Source organism: Mesorhizobium sp. M0621, from assembly GCF_040320745.1.
Lineage (GTDB): Bacteria > Pseudomonadota > Alphaproteobacteria > Rhizobiales > Rhizobiaceae > Mesorhizobium.
Genome location: NZ_JAMYQF010000019.1, coordinates 55,320 through 72,920, shown reverse-complemented (window position 1 = coordinate 72,920; position 17,601 = coordinate 55,320). Strand labels below are relative to the sequence as shown.

General features: G+C 64.1%; 15 protein-coding genes and 1 pseudogene. 3 read left to right on the top strand and 13 right to left on the bottom strand.

What is annotated here, in order from left to right; translation table 11 throughout:
• Positions 1 to 22: 22 nt before the first annotated feature.
• Positions 23 to 1,636, bottom strand: coding sequence for an extracellular solute-binding protein (locus NKI38_RS15710; protein ID WP_352659009.1), 1,614 nt, complete (start codon positions 1,634 to 1,636; stop codon positions 23 to 25).
• Between the two features lie 336 nt (positions 1,637 to 1,972).
• On the opposite strand from NKI38_RS15710, the gene NKI38_RS15705 reads away from it, so the two are divergent.
• Positions 1,973 to 3,001, top strand: coding sequence for a LacI family DNA-binding transcriptional regulator (locus NKI38_RS15705; protein ID WP_352659007.1), 1,029 nt, complete (start codon positions 1,973 to 1,975; stop codon positions 2,999 to 3,001).
• Positions 3,002 to 3,060: 59 nt separating this feature from the next.
• Here NKI38_RS15705 and NKI38_RS15700 read toward each other — a convergent pair whose 3' ends face one another.
• From NKI38_RS15700 to NKI38_RS15670, 7 genes and pseudogenes are all read right to left on the bottom strand, one after another.
• Positions 3,061 to 4,080, bottom strand: a complete 1,020-nt coding sequence (locus NKI38_RS15700; RefSeq protein ID WP_352659005.1) for an aliphatic sulfonate ABC transporter substrate-binding protein — start codon at positions 4,078 to 4,080, stop codon at positions 3,061 to 3,063.
• Positions 4,081 to 4,115: 35 nt separating this feature from the next.
• Complete coding sequence (locus NKI38_RS15695) at positions 4,116 to 5,015, bottom strand: ABC transporter permease (protein WP_352659004.1); 900 nt, start codon at positions 5,013 to 5,015, stop codon at positions 4,116 to 4,118.
• A 12-nt stretch (positions 5,016 to 5,027) separates the two neighbouring features.
• On the bottom strand, positions 5,028 to 5,864 hold the full coding sequence (locus NKI38_RS15690) for an ABC transporter ATP-binding protein (RefSeq protein ID WP_352659003.1): 837 nt from the start codon (positions 5,862 to 5,864) through the stop codon (positions 5,028 to 5,030).
• A 16-nt stretch (positions 5,865 to 5,880) separates the two neighbouring features.
• The gene (locus tag NKI38_RS15685) at positions 5,881 to 6,207 is read right to left on the bottom strand and encodes a 4Fe-4S dicluster domain-containing protein (protein ID WP_352659002.1); all 327 of its coding nucleotides are present in this window, start codon (positions 6,205 to 6,207) and stop codon (positions 5,881 to 5,883) included.
• Complete coding sequence (locus NKI38_RS15680) at positions 6,204 to 7,829, bottom strand: FAD-binding protein (protein WP_352659000.1); 1,626 nt, start codon at positions 7,827 to 7,829, stop codon at positions 6,204 to 6,206. The genes NKI38_RS15685 and NKI38_RS15680 overlap by 4 nt, the downstream gene beginning before the upstream one ends.
• 38 nt (positions 7,830 to 7,867) lie before the next feature.
• A pseudogene (locus NKI38_RS15675) lies at positions 7,868 to 8,457 on the bottom strand (thioredoxin family protein).
• 287 nt (positions 8,458 to 8,744) lie between these two features.
• The gene (locus NKI38_RS15670; RefSeq protein WP_352658998.1) at positions 8,745 to 9,686 is read right to left on the bottom strand and encodes a heme/hemin ABC transporter substrate-binding protein; all 942 of its coding nucleotides are present in this window, start codon (positions 9,684 to 9,686) and stop codon (positions 8,745 to 8,747) included.
• Positions 9,687 to 9,864: 178 nt separating this feature from the next.
• On the opposite strand from NKI38_RS15670, the gene NKI38_RS15665 reads away from it, so the two are divergent.
• Together NKI38_RS15665 and NKI38_RS15660 are read left to right on the top strand one after the other, a co-directional pair.
• Positions 9,865 to 11,991, top strand: a complete 2,127-nt coding sequence (locus NKI38_RS15665; RefSeq protein WP_352658996.1) for a TonB-dependent hemoglobin/transferrin/lactoferrin family receptor — start codon at positions 9,865 to 9,867, stop codon at positions 11,989 to 11,991.
• A 2-nt stretch (positions 11,992 to 11,993) separates the two neighbouring features.
• Entirely contained in the window at positions 11,994 to 13,079 is a 1,086-nt protein-coding gene (locus NKI38_RS15660) for an SIP domain-containing protein (protein ID WP_352658994.1), read from the top strand.
• A 30-nt stretch (positions 13,080 to 13,109) separates the two neighbouring features.
• On the opposite strand, the gene NKI38_RS15655 is transcribed toward NKI38_RS15660, so the two are convergent.
• From NKI38_RS15655 to NKI38_RS15635, 5 genes are read right to left on the bottom strand one after another with little or no spacing between them, the layout of a single operon-like run.
• Positions 13,110 to 13,574, bottom strand: coding sequence for an aconitase X swivel domain-containing protein (locus tag NKI38_RS15655; protein ID WP_352658993.1), 465 nt, complete (start codon positions 13,572 to 13,574; stop codon positions 13,110 to 13,112).
• Positions 13,571 to 14,821 (bottom strand): aconitase X, encoded by a 1,251-nt coding sequence (locus NKI38_RS15650; protein ID WP_352658991.1) that lies wholly within the window; start codon positions 14,819 to 14,821, stop codon positions 13,571 to 13,573. The genes NKI38_RS15655 and NKI38_RS15650 overlap by 4 nt, the downstream gene beginning before the upstream one ends.
• 48 nt (positions 14,822 to 14,869) lie before the next feature.
• On the bottom strand, positions 14,870 to 15,931 hold the full coding sequence (locus tag NKI38_RS15645; protein ID WP_352658990.1) for an ABC transporter ATP-binding protein: 1,062 nt from the start codon (positions 15,929 to 15,931) through the stop codon (positions 14,870 to 14,872).
• Positions 15,931 to 16,719 (bottom strand): ABC transporter permease, encoded by a 789-nt coding sequence (locus NKI38_RS15640; protein WP_352658988.1) that lies wholly within the window; start codon positions 16,717 to 16,719, stop codon positions 15,931 to 15,933. Before NKI38_RS15640 ends, NKI38_RS15645 begins: the two co-directional genes overlap by 1 nt.
• Positions 16,719 to 17,582: an ABC transporter permease gene (locus tag NKI38_RS15635; protein WP_352658986.1), complete on the bottom strand. Its 864-nt coding sequence runs from the start codon at positions 17,580 to 17,582 to the stop codon at positions 16,719 to 16,721. Before NKI38_RS15635 ends, NKI38_RS15640 begins: the two co-directional genes overlap by 1 nt.
• Positions 17,583 to 17,601: the final 19 nt, after the last annotated feature.

Here is a 17,601-nt window from a genome sequence, read left to right as displayed (position 1 = left end):
TGATGTGATCCAGGGAGAAGGATCAGACGATTGGATCGAGAACTGTCGGCCACGCCTCCTTGTTGGTCTTGATGGCTTCGAGCAATTTGTCCTCGCCGGTGCGCCGGGCGATCTTCTTCCACTCGGTCTCGGTGTCGGCCATCGCCTGCTCTGATGTCTTGGCCTTGGTCAGCGCCGCCATCAGGTTCTCGTCGAGCGCATTGTGGAAGGCGGTGGCGCCGGGATAGTTGATGGTCGGTACCGTGCGTGCCACCGTCTCGCGCACCACGTCCATGTGGTAGGCATGATAGGTCTGGCGCACCAGCGGATCGGAGAAATCGGAGAGCCGGAACGGGTCTAGGTAACCACCGGGGTTGGCGCTCATCCATGCGTAGATTCGGGCGGAACCGAGCCATTGCAGCAGGAGGTAGGCGACTTCCTGGTTTTTCGACTGCGCCGAGACCATGCCAGTCAGCGAGAACCACAGCACGGAACGGCTGATCAGCTTGCCGTCGATCTCACGGCCGGGCGGCAGCATCGAGCCGATCTTGCCGGTGACAGCCGAGTCCTTGTTGCCGGCATTGTCGAGGAATTTCGGCAGGTTGGAGAAGGCGCAGGTCATCGCCGCGCCGCCCTTGGCGAAATTGCCGTACTGCTCCGGCCAGCCCCAGGAGATCGCATCCGGCGAATGATGCGCGAGCGAAGCGACATATTCGTTGGTCGCCGCGATGCCTTGTTCCGAATTGATCATCGGCTTGCCGTCATCGCCAAACAGGAACTGGTTTGGCGAGGCCATCGAGACATAGCGCTGATACCAGTTGGTGTAGCCCCAGCCCTGGTTGCGCAGGTCGGTCGAGCCGAACAGTCCCTTGTCCGGGCGTTGGAAGAAGGCAGCGATGTCGCCGTGCTGCTTCCAGGTCTTCGGCGGCGCCAGATCGTAGCCGTATTTGTCCTTGAAGGCTTTCTTCTCGGCTTCGTCGCCGAACAGATCGCTGCGGTAAACCCAGGTCTGGAAGTCGCCGTCCAGCGATACGCCATAGTTGGAGCCGCGATATTTGTTGAGCAGAGACACGCCCTTGGCGCCGTTGACATAGCCGGTCGCCGGATCGTCCCATTCGGGCTTGTACTGCGCGACGAAGTCGTCGAGCTTGGCGATGCCGCCGGTTTCGGCGAGATCGCCGAGACGGTTCCACTCGGTCGAGTAGATGTCGTAGGCCCCACCCTTGGTGGAGATGTCCTGCATCGTCTTGGTGAATTCCTGGCCGTTCGGCAGACCGACGATTTCAATCGGGATGCCGGTCTCCTTTTCCCACAGGTCCTTGATCGACGGCGCGCCGGCCGGGAACGGCTGTGTGAGCTGGCCGATCGAGCCATCCGACAGGCCGAGCACGATCTTGGCCGGCGCTTTGCCGGCGCCCTTCAGCGCCTTGGCCGCTTCGATGGCGCGGCCTTCCGGCGTGTCGGCGCCATACTGATAACGCTCGGCACCATCGAAGCCCGTCGGGCCGCCGATCATGCCTGGCGCCAGCGCGTCGGCCGCATAGGCTCGGCCGGGACGAATGAATTGCGGCGCAATGCCAGTGGCGGCCATGATCACGGCCGCCTTTCCTCCGGACGCCAGCAGGCGGCGCCGCGAGATGCGGATCAAGTCAGACATTGAAACTCCTCCCTCAGGGTCACGTTTCCTCCACGACCCTATGAGGGATATTGACGGCAGCACGGGAAGGCTGTCAACATCATAAATAATCAAAATACCTCACAACATGGCAAATAGGGCGAGGAAATGCATAAACCCGAGATCAACACATCACTCCTGATGCCTCGATTTGATGGGAAACGCCTCTTCCCGGTCCAGAACAGTCCTGCTGGATCATTTGATTTAGCCCGGCGGCTTGCACATCGGCCAAGGGCGGATACATCATTTCCCATCAGAATCGCGGATGGCGGGAAAGCCGTCGCCCGCCGATCCGACGCAGGCAGGAGATGAAAGACGGTGCGGTCCACCCTGACTGACATAGCCCGGGAAGCCGGGGTCTCGGCCGCCACGGTCGACCGAGTGCTCAACAATCGCCCCGGCGTGCGTGCGCGCACGCGTGAAATCGTGCTGGAAATGGCGCAGCGGCTCGGCTACATCGCCGAAAGCCCGAACGGGGCACCGCCGCGGCCATTGCCCGGTGATGTCATCCGGCTCGATTTCGCGCTGCCCGCCGGCACCAATTCCTTCATCAAGATGCTGCACCGCCAGATCGAGGCGCAGGCGCAGTCACGGCCCGACCTCGATGTGCATATCGCCACCATCGAAGGTTTCAATCCGGACGGTCTCGCCCGCCTGCTGCAGGAACTGCGCGGACAGACGCAAGGCGTCGGCGTCATCGCGCTCGACCATCCGACGGTGCGCGAAGCGATCCGCTCGCTATCGGCCAACGACATCAAGGTGGTCACCATCGCCTCCGACATCCTGCATGTGCCGAGGGTCGCCTATATCGGCATCGACAATCGCGCCGCCGGGCGGCTGGCCGGCTATCTGCTCAACCGTTTCATGGGATCAGGGCGTCCTGGCAAGGTGGCGCTGTTCGCCGGCTCGCTGTCCTATCGCGGCCATGAGGAACGCGAGATGGGGTTCCGCCATATCCTGGCGGAGGAATCGCCCAATCTGCAGATCGTCGAGATGCGCGAAATGCTCGACGACCGCGAAAAGGCCTATTCGGAAGCGTCCGCCCTGCTGGAGCGGCACCCCGACCTTGCCTCGATCTACAATGTCGGCGCCGGCAACACCGGCATCGCCCGCGCACTCAAGGAACGCGGCCGAGCTCAGTCCATGGTCTTCCTCGGCCATGAGGTGACGGACGGCACCAAGGACCTTCTGCTCGACGGCACGCTCGACGCGGTCATCGACCAGAATCCGCGAGTCGAAGCCCGCGAAGCGCTCAACACTCTGACCCATGCGGTCAGGGGATTGCCCTATGAACTGCACCAGCCGAGGCTGCAGGTGATCTTCAAAGAGAACATCCCGGAGATCTGACGGAGAAAGCGAGGGGGGGCGCGGCGCTACAGGGCGCCGCCCCGCTCGATGTTTCCGGTCTACTGGACGGCGGCGATTTCCGCGCCAGCGGCATCGACAAAGCTCTTGTCCACCCATTTGCCGTAGTCGATCGAACCCTTCAGGAGCCCGGCGCTCGCCATGAACTTCTCCTCGCCCTGCAAGGCGGCGATCGCATCGTCGGTGAGCTTCGGGTCCTGGTGGAACACGCCGTCGGCATAGGTCTTGCGGACGGATTTTTCCGACGACTTGGTCGCCTCGACAAAGGTCTTGATCGTCGTGTCGGGGTGCGCGTCGGCCCAGCGCGAAACCTGGATATCGACCTTGAGCAGCCGCTTGACCAGATCGGGGTACTTTGCCGCGAAGGCGCCGTTGACCGAGATGACGTTCGGCACGCTCCATTCCGGATGCGTGCCGGTGTCGAACAGTACGCGCGCCTCGCCGGTGTCGACCAGCTTGGCCGCCGTCGAATCCGTCTCGACGATGGCGTCGATGTCGCCGCGCAGTAGCGCCGGACCGGACGCCTCGAAAGGCAGGTTCAACCCTTCGACATCATTCGTGCTCAGGCCGACGCTGTTCAGTGCCTTGCTGAAATTCGAATGCCGCACCGTGCCGGTGAGATAGGCGACCTTCTTGCCCTTGAGATCCTGCAGCGTCTTCAGCGGCGAGTCGGCTTTGACGATGATGTAAGAGCCGCCTGCCTTCACGTAGCTCGACACGCCGATCAGCTTGACGTCGGCACCGGACGCCGCGACGCGCAGCGCCGGATTGTTGCCGGTGTAGGTGAACTCGATCGCGCCGGTGGCCAGCGCCGTCGTCGCCTCCGAGCCGCCATTGAAGGTCACCAGCTCGACCTTGATGCCGTCCTTGGCGAATTCCTTCTCCCACCAGCCGTCCTTCTGGGCGAGAATGAACTTGAGGTGTCCGGGCGCCGTGCTGCCGATGCGGATGACATCTGGCTTGTCCTGCGCAAAGGCAGGCATACCGCCAAGGCCGATGGCGACGGCAATGGCGCCCTTCAGGAGCAGCCTGCGAAATCCATCGAACGAGATGCTGGACATGGAAAAATCCTTCCTGATTGGGATGAATGAGAGGCTTAAATGAGCGAAGTCTCGGACTGGCTCTTCCAGGCGGTCGCCCAACGTTCGAACCAGACGAGCAGATAGTTGACGGTCAGGCCGATGACGGTGAGGGTCAGGATGCCGGCGTACATGTCGGCCGTTTCCATCATCAGCTGTGAGTTCTGGATGAGGAAACCGAGACCGGATTTGGCCGCCAGCATCTCCGCGCCGATCACCGCGAACAGCGAGGATTTCACCGCCAGCCGCGCGCCGGCGACGATCGATGGGATGCTGGCCGGCAGGATGACCTTCCGGAACAGATCGAAATCGGATGTACCCATCGAGCGCGCCGCCTTGATCAGCAGCGGATCGACCGACTTGACGCCGCTGATCGTGTTGACGAGGAGAAAGAAAACCGAGGAGTAGAAGGTGATTGCGACCTTCGATTCCTCGCCAATGCCGAGCAAGAGAATGAACACCGGCAGCAGCGCGAATTGCGAGGTGTTGCGCAGCGTCTGCACCAGGAGATCGCTGACCTTCTCGAACAGCGAATAGCGCCCCATCAACAGGCCGAGCGGAATGGCGACCACCACACCAAGCGCGAAGCCGATCGCCGCGCGCTGAAGGCTGATGCCGATATGCTCGACCAGCACCCCCGAGGCGAGCAGGTCCCACCAGGCGACCAGCACCTCGCTCAGCGGCGGAAAGAAGATGCGGTTCAGCCAGCCAAGCCGTGGCGCGATCTCCCACAGCAGGAAGAACAGGCCGAGCAGCGGCAGGCCGTAGACAAAGGTGCCGTGGCTCGCTTTCTTGCGCCGGGCTTTGGCGCTGTGAGCCTTGATGGCGGGGACTCTCGCGGCGGCCACCGTTTCGCCAGCTCCGGCAAACAGATCAAGGGCTCCGGCAGTGCCAAACTTCTCGGTCAGATAAGCCATGGGTCCAGCTCCTCAGTGACTGAAGGCTGGCGACAGGGTCCAGTCCTTCTGCGCCTTGTTGACCTCGTCGCGCAGCACATCCCAGACGCGGGCGCGATAGGTGTTGAATTCAGCGCTGGCTCGGATGTCGCCGTCGCGCGGCCGCGGCAGGTCGATGTCGATGATCTCTTTCACCGTGCCTGGGCGCGCCGTCATCACCACGACGCGGTCGGCCAGGAAGATCGCCTCGTCGATCGAGTGGGTGACGAAGATCACCGTCGTCTTGATCTTGCCCCAGATCCGCAAGAGTTCGCCTTGCAGCAGCTCGCGCGTCTGCTGGTCGAGCGCTGCGAAGGGCTCGTCCATCAAAAGCACTTCCGGATTGCTGGCCAGCGCACGCGCGATCGCCACGCGCTGCTGCATGCCGCCGGAAAGCTGGTTGGGAAAACGGTCTTCGAAGCCGGCAAGCCCGAACAGCGCCAGCAGATGATGAGCGGTAGCTGCGCGTTCCGCCTTGGCGACGCCGCGAACTTCCAGCGCATATTCGATGTTGGCGAGCGCCGTGCGCCAAGGAAACAATGCATATTGCTGGAAGACATAGCCGGTCTTGGGATCGGGCCTTGTAATGCGCCTGCCGTCGAGCTGGACGTCGCCATCGGTCGCCTGCGTCAGCCCGCCGATAATGTCGAGCAGCACGGACTTGCCCGAGCCGCTGGGTCCGACCAGCGTGATGAACTCGCCCTTGCGGATGGAAAGATCGACGCCGTCAAGCACGGTGACGCGGTCCGTCGCCTCGCCGTCGACGGTGACGAACTGCCCCGGCTTGAGCTGGAAAGTCTTGCTGATATCGCTGACGATGATGCGATTCATATCTGTCTCCGATCGGTCACTGCGCCACGCGGATGCGGTGCGTCGGGTCGAATTCCGAGCCGCCGGCCTTGCCGCGCTTCCAGCCGAGCGCGCGGGCATAGGAGCCGAACAGCTGGCGTGCGTCGGCCTGAGCTTCCGTGATGCCGGTCGGCCCTTCGGCGAATTCGGCCACATAAAGCGCGTCGATCGGGCAATAGATCTCGCAGAGAAAGCAGGTCTGGCAGTCCTCCTGGCGAGCGATCACCGGCACGCCGTTGTCGGTCGCGTCGAAGACGTTGGCGGGGCAGACCTTGACGCAGATGTCGCATTCGACGCAGCGCGTGGCCGACACGATCTCGATCATGACGCCAGCTCCGCCAGCCGCTCGGACGCGCCTGCAATGCGGAACTCATCGACCCCCGTGATCACCAGCCGGTGCGCGAAGGTTGGGCTCATGCCTGGCAGATCGGTACGGCGATGCATGCCGCGGCTCTCCGTGCGATGCAGGGCTGCAGCCACCGACCAGCGCCCGGCAGCAGCGATCGATGCCGCCTCGCGAGTGCGGACCCGGTCGAGCCCCTCGCCCTGCAGATGGTCGCGCACGTCGCGCCAGACACTCTCCAGCCGCTCGCTGCTCTTCTGCAGGGTTTCGCCACTGCGGAAGAAATTCTTGTCCAGCGGTGTCACCTCGTTGCGCACCGTCTCGATGACTTCGGCCGCCGAGATGTCGGCGTGCGCCGTTGCCGCCGGGCGCAACCCAGCCTGGCCGAGCGACTGCGCAGCACTGCGAAACGCCTTACCGTTTCGACGTTTGGCATGGGTCGAGGCGCCCTTGCCGGCCCACCAGCCACTGGCCAGCGCCCAGGACGAATTGACGGCGCCGCCGCCCGAAACAGCCCCGGTCATGATCTCGCGGCTGGCGGCGTCGCCGGCGACGTAGAGGCCGGGCACGCCGGTGGCGCAGTCGTCGGAGACGATGTCGATGCCGCCGGTGCCGCGCACTGTACCTTCGGCGCGCAAGGTGATGCGGAACAGCTCGCTGAACGGATCGATGCCGGCGCGGTCATAAGGCACGAAGCAGTTCGGCTGACCCTGGCGCAGCCAGCCTTGCAGCGCCGGCTCGGCCTGATCGAGCCGCGCATAGACAGGGCCGTCGATCAGCGCACGGGCCACCTCTTCCTCACGGTCGCCGATGCCGTTGCGCAACGGCTCGCCGGTCGACCCGAGGATCGGCGAGCCATCCTCACGATGAAACGAAGCCCAGCGGAACGGCAGCCCCTTGTTCAGCGAGGAACCATAGGGCGCCAGCGTGTACTTGCCGGTGAACTCCATGCCCGACAGGCTGGCGCCGGCTTCCGCAGCCATCAGATAGCCGTCGCCGGTCAAGCCGGTCGCGCCGAGGATACGCTCGCGGAAGGCGCAGCCGCCAGTCGCCAGCACCACGGCGTTGACGTCGACGCGCCAGTCGTGACCGGCCTGCTTGGCAACACCGGCAGCCCCGACGATGGCATCGCCATCGGACAGAAGTTCGAGCGCGGGATGGTGATCGAGCACAGTGACGCCGGCCAGGAGCACCCGGCGGCGCATGAAGCGCATATAGTCCGGGCCGCGCAGATTGGCGATGTAGAGCCGTCCGTCATCCTCGCTCGGGAAGGGGTAGCCCCACTCGGACAGCCGGAGCAGATTGCGGTAGGCGGTGTCGACGCAGCGCAGCATCCAGCGCGGGTCGGCGAGTTCGCCGGTGCGCTGCCAGCGCCGCTCGACGACGGCATGCCTGTTATCACCCGGCGGCACGCACCAGGTGCCGGTGTTCGACGGCGCGGTGGCGCCGCTGGTGCCGAGATAGCCCTTGTCGGCCAGCACCACCTTGGCGCCGTTTTCGGTCGCAGCGACAGCCGCCCAGGCAGCCGACGGCCCGCCGCCCAACACCAGGACGTCGGCGTGGAGGTGCAAGCTGTCGGAAGCGGATTTTTGCGGCTTGGGCATGGATGCTCGGTGGCTGAGTTCGCTACAGGGCGATATCGCTAAGCGGCGCGGGCGGCGCTTGCGAACCACGCCGGCTCGTTGCCGGCATTCCATTTGATGTTGCAGCCGATTGACGGCACTTGGCTTGCCGCGGGCTTGCCGCCCTCCAGCACCGTATCCACCGCCGCGCGCAGATCAGCACCGGTCACCGGTTTGCCGTTGCCCGGCCGCGCATCGTCGAACTGGCCGTGATAGGCGAGCCGCCGGTCGGCATCGAACAGGAAGAAGTCGGGCGTGCAGGCCGCGCCATAGGCCGTCTGCTGGGAAGCGTCCTTGAGGTAGGGGAAGGAATAGCCGAATTTTTCAGCCTCCTCGCCGATGCGGGCAAGCGTCTCCTCTGGATGCGCCTCATGGCGTTGGCGTTGATCGCCACCACCTGCAGCCCCTTGTTCGCATAGTCCCTGGCAAAGGCGGCAAGCTGCTCGCGGATCAGCACGACGAACGGGCAGCGGTTGGAGATGAAGGCGACAAGCAAGGCCGGCTTGGCATCGAAATCGGTGAGCCGGTGCAGCACGCCTTGCGCGTCAGGCAATAGGAAATCGGCGGCCCTGGTGCCAAGCTCGATCGGGTTGGATTCTGTCTTCGGCATCGACACGCTCCCCTTTTATGCAGCCGGTTTCACAGAGCCAACACGCGAGCGTTTGAGTGCTCTCAGTTAGTCTATGAATTTAGTATAATTATAGGCTGGAGAGCGCATTCGCGGTCAACCGCGCGGCTTAGAATATCGTGCCAATGTTTCGGGCCGAGCCGGCACGTTTGTTCGAGCAAGAGCCGATCCGAAGAAATCCGCACGGACAAGGTTTTATCGTAGGCTGCAGGGGCCGCCCGCGAGAGGATGCCATCGCAGGCGAACCTTCTGCGACCATCGAGGCATCATTATCCCTTGGGATAGAGTGCCTTCGCCAGGTCGCGGATCGCGTCTGATGTGCGCGGGCCGAAGCCAATCATGTAGGCGCCGTCGAGCACGACCAGCGCCTTGTTGGCCGCCGCCGGCGTTGCCGCCAGCGCACGGTTGCCGAACACCTGCTCGGCCGTCGGCCCGCCCTTGCCGTCGCTCATCATCAGGATGACATCGGGCGCCATCTCGACCAGCTTTTCCTCCGATGCCGGCTTGTAGCCTTGTACGACATCCATCGGATTGAGGCCGCCGGCATAGCGGATGATGGCGTCGGCCGAGGTGCCGGCGCCGGCGGCACTCAGCTTCACGAGACCATGGAAGAACACCACCTTCTTGCGCCGCTCCGGCGGGATTTTCGACGCCAGATCGGCGGCCGCCTGAAAGGCGGTGAGTACCTCGGCGCAAACCACCTTGCCCTTGTCCTCAAGCCCAAGACTGGCGGCAACCAGCGTGATCTTGCGCTCGATGCCTTGCGGGGTGTTATCCTGCGGGACAAAGACGATCGGGATCGCCAACGACTTCAACACCTCGACCGCCTCCGGCGGCCCGCTGTCCTCGGCCGCCAGGATCAGATCGGGACGCAAGCTCGCCAGCCCCTCGACCGAAAGCTGGCGGCGATAGCCGACATTGGGCTTCCCGGTCACGGATGGCGGGTACTTGCTGCCACGATCGACGCCGACGATTCGCTCGCCTGCGCCGAGCGCATGGACAATCTCGGTGACATCGGAGCCGAGCGTCACGATCCGGGTCGCCGCGCCCGGCACGACAGTTCGCCCCAGCGCATCGACAACGGTCTCGGCGGCCAGCGCCTTGAAGCCGCAGGAAGGCGCCAGCACCGACAGTGCCAGAAGCAGCACCGCCGCGAGCCTGCCCGGTTGCAACCAGCCGATCCTCCTGCCCTCGCCCGCCCTGCCGATCATGCCGCTGCTCCCGTGCCAGATGCTTCTCGATAATGGTCGGCTATAAATTTAAAGTTGACTAATGTCATCATGTTTTAATATGTGACCCGTGCCTTGACTGCCTGGTCGAGGGATTTCAATCACGCCAGCCAAGGCCGTTCAGCCACCGCCAGCAGTTTTGCTTTTGCTTGGGGGCTGCATGACAACGACAACAAACACGACATTGATGGCGAGCACCGCGCTCGCCTTCGTTCTCGGCCTCTGCGCCGTACCTCTTGCCAGCGCGCAGGAACAGGACCAGGAGAAGAAGGCCGCCGCCAAGACGGGTCGCCTGGCGCCGGCTAGTGTCGCGCAGAACCAGCCAGCGACGATGCTCGACGTGATCACCATCTCGGCGACGATGATCAAGACCGCCGTCATCGAATCGATGGCCGCCATCAGCGCCGTCGACCAGGACGAACTCGACCGCATCCAGCCCGACACCGCCGCCGACATCTTCCGCACCACGCCGGGCGTCGCTGCCTCGATGAACGGCGACGACCCGGCGACCGCCATCAACATTCGCGGCCTGGAACAGTATGGCCGCGTCGTCGTCACGCTCGACGGCGCTCGCCAGGATTACTGGCGAGTCGGCCATGGTTCGGGCTCGTTCTATGTCGAGCCGGACCTGATCAAGGAAGCCACGGTCATTCGCGGCCCGGTCTCCAACGCCTATGGCTCGGGCGGCATCGGCGGCGTCGTCTCCTTCGAGACCAAGGATGCCGGCGACTTCCTCAAGAAGGACGAGCGCTGGGCGCTGAGCGAGAAGCTCGGTTACGAGGACAATGGCGACGGCTTCACCACCAGCACCACCGGCGCCTACCGCTTCAGCGACGACGCCGACATCATCGGCAACCTCATCCACCGCAACCGCGACAGCTACACCGACGGCAATGGTGACATCGTGCCTTGGACCGGCGAGCGGGTGACTAGTGGCTATCTGAAGACGACACTGCGGCCGGCCGATGATCACGAGCTGAAGCTCGGCGCCATCCTGCAGCGCTACAACGACCAGATCACCGGTTCGAGCGGCTCGGCCTCGCCGACGCTGAGCCGCTACGACACCAACACCACCAACCAGACCTACACAGCTGCCTACACCTGGAAGCCTGAGGACAACGACCTGATCGACTTCAGCGCCAATGCCTATCACAACCGCACCCGCGCCGAGCAGACGCAGGTCTGGCCCGCCTCGGCGATCGGCAATTTCCGTTTCTATGATGTTGCCACATCGGGCTTCAATGTGAAGAACTCCTCACGCTTCGACGCCTGGGAGATCGCCCACACGCTGACCTACGGGCTCGACTATTACTATCTCGAGGCCTCCTCGGAAGCCGCGCATTTTGGTGCCGGCGAGCAGCAGGGCTATGGCGGCTTCCTGCAATGGCAGGGCGACTATGAGAACTGGCTGCAGGTGATCGCCGCCATGCGCTATGACGGCTATCAGCTCGATGGCGAGACCCGCACCGTGCCTCCGCAGGAAGCCTCGGTCTCAGGCGACCGCTGGTCACCGCGTCTCACCGTCGGCGTCACGCCATTTGACGGCTTCCAGCTCTATGGCACCTATTCCGAAGGCTACCGGGCACCTGGGCTGCAGGATGTCTTCCGCGGCGGTGGCGCGCATGGCGGCGGCGATACATACCGGCCCAATCTTCTGCTGCAGCCCGAGACGGCGAAGAACTGGGAGGCCGGCATCAACGTCAAGTATGACGACGTTCTGACGGCGGGCGACCGGTTGCGCGCCAAGCTCAACGTCTTCCACACCGACGTCGAGGATTACATCGACATCGACCTGACCGTCCTGCCGCGCACGGCGATCAACATCGGCGACGCCCGGCTGAAGGGCATCGAGGCCGAGATGGTCTACGACTACAACTGGGGTTTTGTGAACCTTGCCGGCGCGTTGATCGACGCCAAGGTCGTCAGCGGCGTCTATTCCGGCCAGGCGCTGAACAACACGCCGCTCGACCGCTTCTCGGCCACCATCGGCTTCCGCATGCTGGAGGATCAGCTCACCGTCGGCGCGCAATATCTCAGCGTCGGCAAGATCACCCGCACCAGCCGCACCAATCCCGATGCCGTGCCGGTCGTCGACGATGGCTTCGATCTGGTCAACGTCTTCGCCAACTGGCGCATCAACGACAACGCACGGCTCGATTTCGGCGTCGATAACCTCTTCAACACCGCCTACACCGACCCGCAAAGCGCATGGTCGACCACGGCCGCAACCGAACAAGGCAAGGGCCGCACCTTCAAGGTAGCTCTCACCGGCAGGATCGGAGGCTGAGAATGAGCGAAGCATCTGCAAGCGAACTGACCTGCGAAGCCCGCCTCGACCTGCGGCACCTGCCCGCCTACATGGACCGCATCAGCGACAGGCTGCAGAGCTTCGAGGCCGATGCTTCACAACACGGCCAGCGCATCGATTTCCGCTTCGCCTTTGGCGGCGCCTCCATCGATATGGAACATCTGGTGATGCGGGCCAATGCCGCCGACCGCGACGGGCTCGCCCGCATCAAGGACCTGCTGGCCACCGCGATCCAGGTCTATGCCAGGGACGAAAATCCCGAGATCGTCTGGACCGGCGATCTCGCCAATGAGACCAGCCTCGCCCAGTTCCGCGAGGTGGTGGTGACGGACGTACGCGACCTCACCCCGCATATGCGCCGCATCCGCCTCGCCGGCGAAGATCTCTCTCGTTTCGCCAAATTCGGCGGCATGCATATCCGTATGCTGTTTCCGACCAGGGAGGTGCCCGCTCCGCTGTGGCCGGTGCTCGGCGGCAATGGTTTGCCGGTCTGGCCCGCCGATGACCGGCGGCCGGTGGCGCGCGTCTACACCATCCGCGCGCTCGACGTGGCCAAGGGCGTGATCGATGTCGACTTCCTAATCCATCCCGGCGAGAGCGTTGGCTCGAGCTGGGCCATGCAGGCGGTATCAGGCATGAAGATCGGCATCATGGGGCCAGTCGGTCGTCCGGTGCGGCAAGCAGAATGGTATGTGATGGGTGCCGATGAAACCGGCCTGCCGGCGCTGGCGCGACTGCTGGAAACGCTGCCGGCCGAGACAAAAGGCATCGCCTTTGTCGAGATCGCCAATGACGGTGAACGGCAGACGATCGACAATACAACCGGCATCGAGTTGCATTGGCTGACACGGGACGGCGTGCCGGCGGGCGAGGACAGACTGCTGGCAGAGGCTGTCCGCTCGGTGGCGTGGCCGCAGGGCGGCTCGGCCTTCGGCTGGTTCGCGGCGGAAGCGGCCGCCGCCAAGATCGTGCGCGAATATTGGCGCGATACGCTGGGGCTCGGCCGCGATCAAACGTTGGCCGCGGCCTACTGGCGGCGCGGCTCGGCGGGATTGATGGCTGGCTGAGGGCTGAAGCACATTTCGATGGCAGCGGACCTAAGAATCGCTGGCGCCGCCCCTTGGCCAGCGAGCACTGGTCCCTAGCCTTTTGCGAATGACCGCCGCGCCATCCTCGCCAACACAGATCGCGATCCGATCGCCGGAAACAATGCCCATAGTATCGCACACCACCAGCGGCATGCGGATCTCGTAGAGAAATTCGGCAACGATCGCGCCGACCGCCAGGATCGGGTCCGGCCGCTCCAGAAGAATCCCGATAGGCGCGGTGCCCCTGCGGATCGTCTCGGCCAGGACCGAGGATGAAGACGACGAGCCACGCCCGCTCGGCATGACCAGGATCTTGCCGGCGACATTCTGGCCAAGGCCAGGATGCGAATGGTCCGTTATGTCGCCTGTCTCGGCATCCACGCCGCCCCAGAAGCTGAGCGGTTGCGAAAACACCAGCGCTTGGCCCTGAGCCTCGCCGGCCAGCTGGAAGGTGCCGGTTCGTTCTATCGTCATGAGGCGCTCCGCACGACATGCCCGGCCGCAGCCGAACGGATACAGTCCTTCATCTCGGCGAAAGCGACGGACACGCCGATATTGCCGGGTGCGTAATGCGCCCATTTGCCGGAGTTGGTCATCACCACGCCGTCGAGGCGCTTGAGGATCGAGGTGACATAGGTGCAGGTGTCGGCAACCGGGATCAGGCCGAACGCCTCCATGCCGGCCAGCGCCCCATCCGCCTGCAGTCGCGTCAGGGTCGCGCGGCCGGTGTTGACATAGATCGGGATACGCCTGCCCGGCGCGACCTCGCGCAGCATCGGCAGCAGCCGCATCCATTCCTCATGCGAAAAATGCGGCGTACCGAGCGAAACGGCCGCCAGCGGCGCGCCTTCGGGCACGCTCGACAGCCTGGCCAGAGCGTGGTCGATATCGGTGCGGGTGATGAGGATCGTCTCGTCAGGCGCATGGCCCTGGAACGCTTCAGCCAGCGTCCGCGCTTCCGGTGTGACGCCGACCGCATGGAACAGTGCCACCGCGCCGGTCGTTGCCGCCGCCGCACCCAGCGCCTTCAGCTGGTCCTCGTCGCGCGGCCGCGGCAGGCCGGCAATCACCGGAATGCGGTCGCCGCTCGCTTGCCCGATCACCAGCCCGATGCCGACGAACAGACTGTCGCTCGGCTCCAGGTCAGCAATGGCCAGCTCGAACAGGATTCGGCCGCGCCGGTTCTCGCTCAAATGCAGCCCCCAGGCCGGCGCGCGCCCGGTCATGGCACAGCACAGATCGATGAAATCGCCATAGCGATTGGTGCGCGCGCCGATCACCGAATTGGCAAAGACGATGGCGTTGGATTCGCCCCAGGCGATCTGCTGGCCGAAGGCTGGCCGGAACCGCGTCTGGTAAGGCGCGCAAGTGAATGTCGCCTGGCAGCCGAGTTCCAGATGCGCCTTCATCAGCCGCCGCGCCGGCGCCTCTTCCGCCGCCGGCATCTTCACCATGCCGGGATGGATGAGATCGAACGAACCGACATTCAAGGTCGTCGGCACCTGGACGCGGCCACCGCCCTCAACCAGCCATTCGACGAAATCGAGACCGGCCTTGCCGTGGTAGAGACAGCCATCGATATGGGCGCCGGCAATGTCGAGCAGACTGCCTGCCCCGACCGCCTTGGAAAAGGCGACGAGGATTTTCATGGCAGCGGCTGCGGACGGGCCCTGCTCGCCGTCGAGCATGGATTGGTCCTCGGCCGTCAATTCCAGCGTCATGGATGTGCTCCGGACCTTACTCGATCTTATGGCGGGACGGAACGCTGTCTAACCCGCAATCAGCACCGTACTCTCAGGCGACCAGCGCAGCACCACCTCCTGGCCCTCCGCCAGCCGTTCCATGCCGGTGTTCTGCACGATCACTTTCAACGTCTGGCCGCCGCGCTCGACGAAATAGGTGCTGTTGTTGCCGGCGAAGATGCGCTTGAAAACCTTGCCCTTGAGCGTGTTGGCATCGCCGTCCGAAGCCCCGCCGTCCGTCGCGATGCGGATGCGTTCGGGCCGCACGGCACAGCTCGCCTTGGCGCCGGCGGCAAGCCTTGCACCCACGCCCGAGGCAATCGCCGTGCCGTCTGGCAGCCGGATGCCATTGCCCGTCGTGTCGCCGCGAAAGATGTTGGCGTCGCCGAGGAAGGTGGCGGCGAATTCGCTCTTTGGCCGGTCGTAGATCTCTTCCGGTGGTCCCTCCTGCACCAGCCTGCCGTCGCGCAGGATGCCGATGCGGTCGCTCATCGTCAGCGCCTCTTCCTGGTCGTGGGTGACGAAGATGGTGGTGATGCCGATCTCGCGCTGGATGCGCTTGAGCTCGATCTGCATGTCGACGCGCAACGCCTTGTCGAGCGCGCCGAGCGGCTCGTCGAGCAAAAGCACGCGCGGCTTGGTGACGATGGCGCGGGCGAGCGCGACGCGCTGGCGCTGGCCGCCCGACAGCTGATGTGGCCGGCGGGCACCGAGCTTGCCGAGTTGCACCAGGTCGAGCGCACGCTGCACCTCGGTCGCAATCACCGCCTTGGCCTCGCCGCGCACCGACAGGCCGAAGGCGACATTGTCGGCGACGCTCATATTGGGAAATAGCGCATAGTTCTGGAACACCATGCCGATGCGCCGGTTTTCGACCGGCACCCGCTCGACGCTCTCACCGCCGATGGTGATGCGACCCGAGTCAGGAAAATCGAAACCGGCGATCTGTCTGAGCAGAGTGGTCTTGCCGCTGCCCGATGGGCCGAGCAGCGCATAGAAGCCGCCATCGGCGAAGTCGATGGAGACGTCGTCGAGCGCCTTGTGTGCCCCAAAACTGCGCGAGATGTTCGATACCTGCACGCCAGCCATTATTTCTCTCCGCCGAATTTGAAGAACCGCGCCGTTAGCAGCATCAGCGCCATCGACACAACGATGATGATCGTCGAGACCGCGTTAATCTCGGGCGTAAAACCCTTGCGGATCGCGGCGTAGATTTCGACCGGTAGCGTCGTCTGGCCAGGCGTCGCCAGGAAATAGGACACCACGAACTGGTCGAACGAGACGGCAAACGCAAACAGTCCGCCGGCGATGACGCCGGGCATGATCCACGGCAGCGTGACGCGTCTTGTCACCTGCCACTGGTTGGCACCGAGGGAGCGCGCCGCCTCTTCCAGCTCCGGCGCGAAGGTCTGCAGCCGGGCCGAGACGACGACGATGACATAGGGCAGCGCCAGCGCGACATGGCCGAGCAGGATGGCATGCAGGCCGCGGCCGATGCCGACGCCGAAGAAGAAGATCAGCATCGCCGTGCCGGTGATCAGCCACGGTATGGCGATCGGCGGAAACAGCAGCGCCTGCAGGAATTTCTTGCCGCGAAATTCGTAGCGATAGAGCGCCAGCGACGCCGCCGAGCCGAGCACGACGCAGATGATCGTGGTGATGATCGCGATCTCGACGCTGTTCCAGGTGGCCGCGATCAGCTGGTCGTTTTGCCACAGCGACGCGTACCACTCCGTCGTCCATTCGAACGGCAATTGGTAGAAGGGCGAGGCGTTGAACGACATCAGCGCCATGATGATGATCGGCAGATAGAGGAAGGCGAGCAGCAGCCAGATATAGAGGCGGCCGAGCCATTCGAGGATGCGGGTCGTCGCCATCACGCGGCCCTCCGTAACACCGGCGAAGCAATCGCCAGGATGACCAGCACCACCGCCAGCAGAATGAAGGAGAGCGCCGCCCCAAGCGGCCAGTTGAACACGGCGACGAACTGATCCTCGATGACCGTGCCGTAAAAAGTGCCGGTGCGGCCGCCAAGGATGCGCGGCTCCATGAATGAGCCCACGACCGGCACGAAGATAAGCGCCGCGCCCGCCACCAGCCCCGGCATCGACAGCGGGATGATCACCCGCTTCAGCACCTGCAGCCGTGAAGCGCCGAGCGAGCGCCCGGCCTCGATCAGCGAGTCATCGATCGCTTGGAGCGTGAGATAGCAGGTCAGCACCATGTAGGGCACATAGGAGTGCACCAGTCCGATGATGACGGCCGGATAGGAATACATCAGGTCGATGTTGATCTTGAACGGCAGCACGGCGTTGAGCGCGGTGTCGAGGATGCCGCCTTCGCGCAAAACCATCGCCCAGGAGAAGATGCGCACCAGCCCGTTCGACCAGAACGGCAGGATGACGAGCAGGAAGATCGCCTCGCGGCTGCGCCCCTTCAGCACCTTGGCGAGCACGTAAGCCGCCGGATAGCCGATGACGACGCACCACAACGTCACTTCGAGGCCAAGACGCAGCGAGGCCAGCAGCAGCGTCAGATAGAGGCTTTGCGAGAAGAAGGCGGCATAGTTGCCAAGCGTGAAGGCCCACGGTTTTCCCGACAGCGGCAGCTCGGTCATGAACGAGAAGAAGACCATCGCCGACAGCGGCAGGAAGATCGCCACCGTCAGCCAGAGATAGGCAGGCGCCAGCAGCGGCAATGCCGATCTCAGCCCGCTGCGCGATGCTGTTGCAGCTCCCATGACAGCCTACTCTCCTCCA

What these genes read in the sequence shown, in the direction of transcription:
- NKI38_RS15710 (WP_352659009.1), bottom strand. Translation starts at nt 1,636, where the DNA reads ATGTCTGACTTGATCCGCATCTCGCGGCGCCGCCTGCTGGCGTCCGGA.
- NKI38_RS15700 (WP_352659005.1), bottom strand. Translation starts at nt 4,080, where the DNA reads ATGTCCAGCATCTCGTTCGATGGATTTCGCAGGCTGCTCCTGAAGGGC.
- NKI38_RS15695 (WP_352659004.1), bottom strand. Translation starts at nt 5,015, where the DNA reads ATGGCTTATCTGACCGAGAAGTTTGGCACTGCCGGAGCCCTTGATCTG.
- NKI38_RS15690 (WP_352659003.1), bottom strand. Translation starts at nt 5,864, where the DNA reads ATGAATCGCATCATCGTCAGCGATATCAGCAAGACTTTCCAGCTCAAG.
- NKI38_RS15685 (WP_352659002.1), bottom strand. Translation starts at nt 6,207, where the DNA reads ATGATCGAGATCGTGTCGGCCACGCGCTGCGTCGAATGCGACATCTGC.
- NKI38_RS15680 (WP_352659000.1), bottom strand. Translation starts at nt 7,829, where the DNA reads ATGCCCAAGCCGCAAAAATCCGCTTCCGACAGCTTGCACCTCCACGCC.
- NKI38_RS15670 (WP_352658998.1), bottom strand. Translation starts at nt 9,686, where the DNA reads ATGATCGGCAGGGCGGGCGAGGGCAGGAGGATCGGCTGGTTGCAACCG.
- NKI38_RS15665 (WP_352658996.1), top strand. Translation starts at nt 9,865, where the DNA reads ATGACAACGACAACAAACACGACATTGATGGCGAGCACCGCGCTCGCC.
- NKI38_RS15660 (WP_352658994.1), top strand. Translation starts at nt 11,994, where the DNA reads ATGAGCGAAGCATCTGCAAGCGAACTGACCTGCGAAGCCCGCCTCGAC.
- NKI38_RS15655 (WP_352658993.1), bottom strand. Translation starts at nt 13,574, where the DNA reads ATGACGATAGAACGAACCGGCACCTTCCAGCTGGCCGGCGAGGCTCAG.
- NKI38_RS15650 (WP_352658991.1), bottom strand. Translation starts at nt 14,821, where the DNA reads ATGACGCTGGAATTGACGGCCGAGGACCAATCCATGCTCGACGGCGAG.
- NKI38_RS15645 (WP_352658990.1), bottom strand. Translation starts at nt 15,931, where the DNA reads ATGGCTGGCGTGCAGGTATCGAACATCTCGCGCAGTTTTGGGGCACAC.
- NKI38_RS15640 (WP_352658988.1), bottom strand. Translation starts at nt 16,719, where the DNA reads ATGGCGACGACCCGCATCCTCGAATGGCTCGGCCGCCTCTATATCTGG.
- NKI38_RS15635 (WP_352658986.1), bottom strand. Translation starts at nt 17,582, where the DNA reads ATGGGAGCTGCAACAGCATCGCGCAGCGGGCTGAGATCGGCATTGCCG.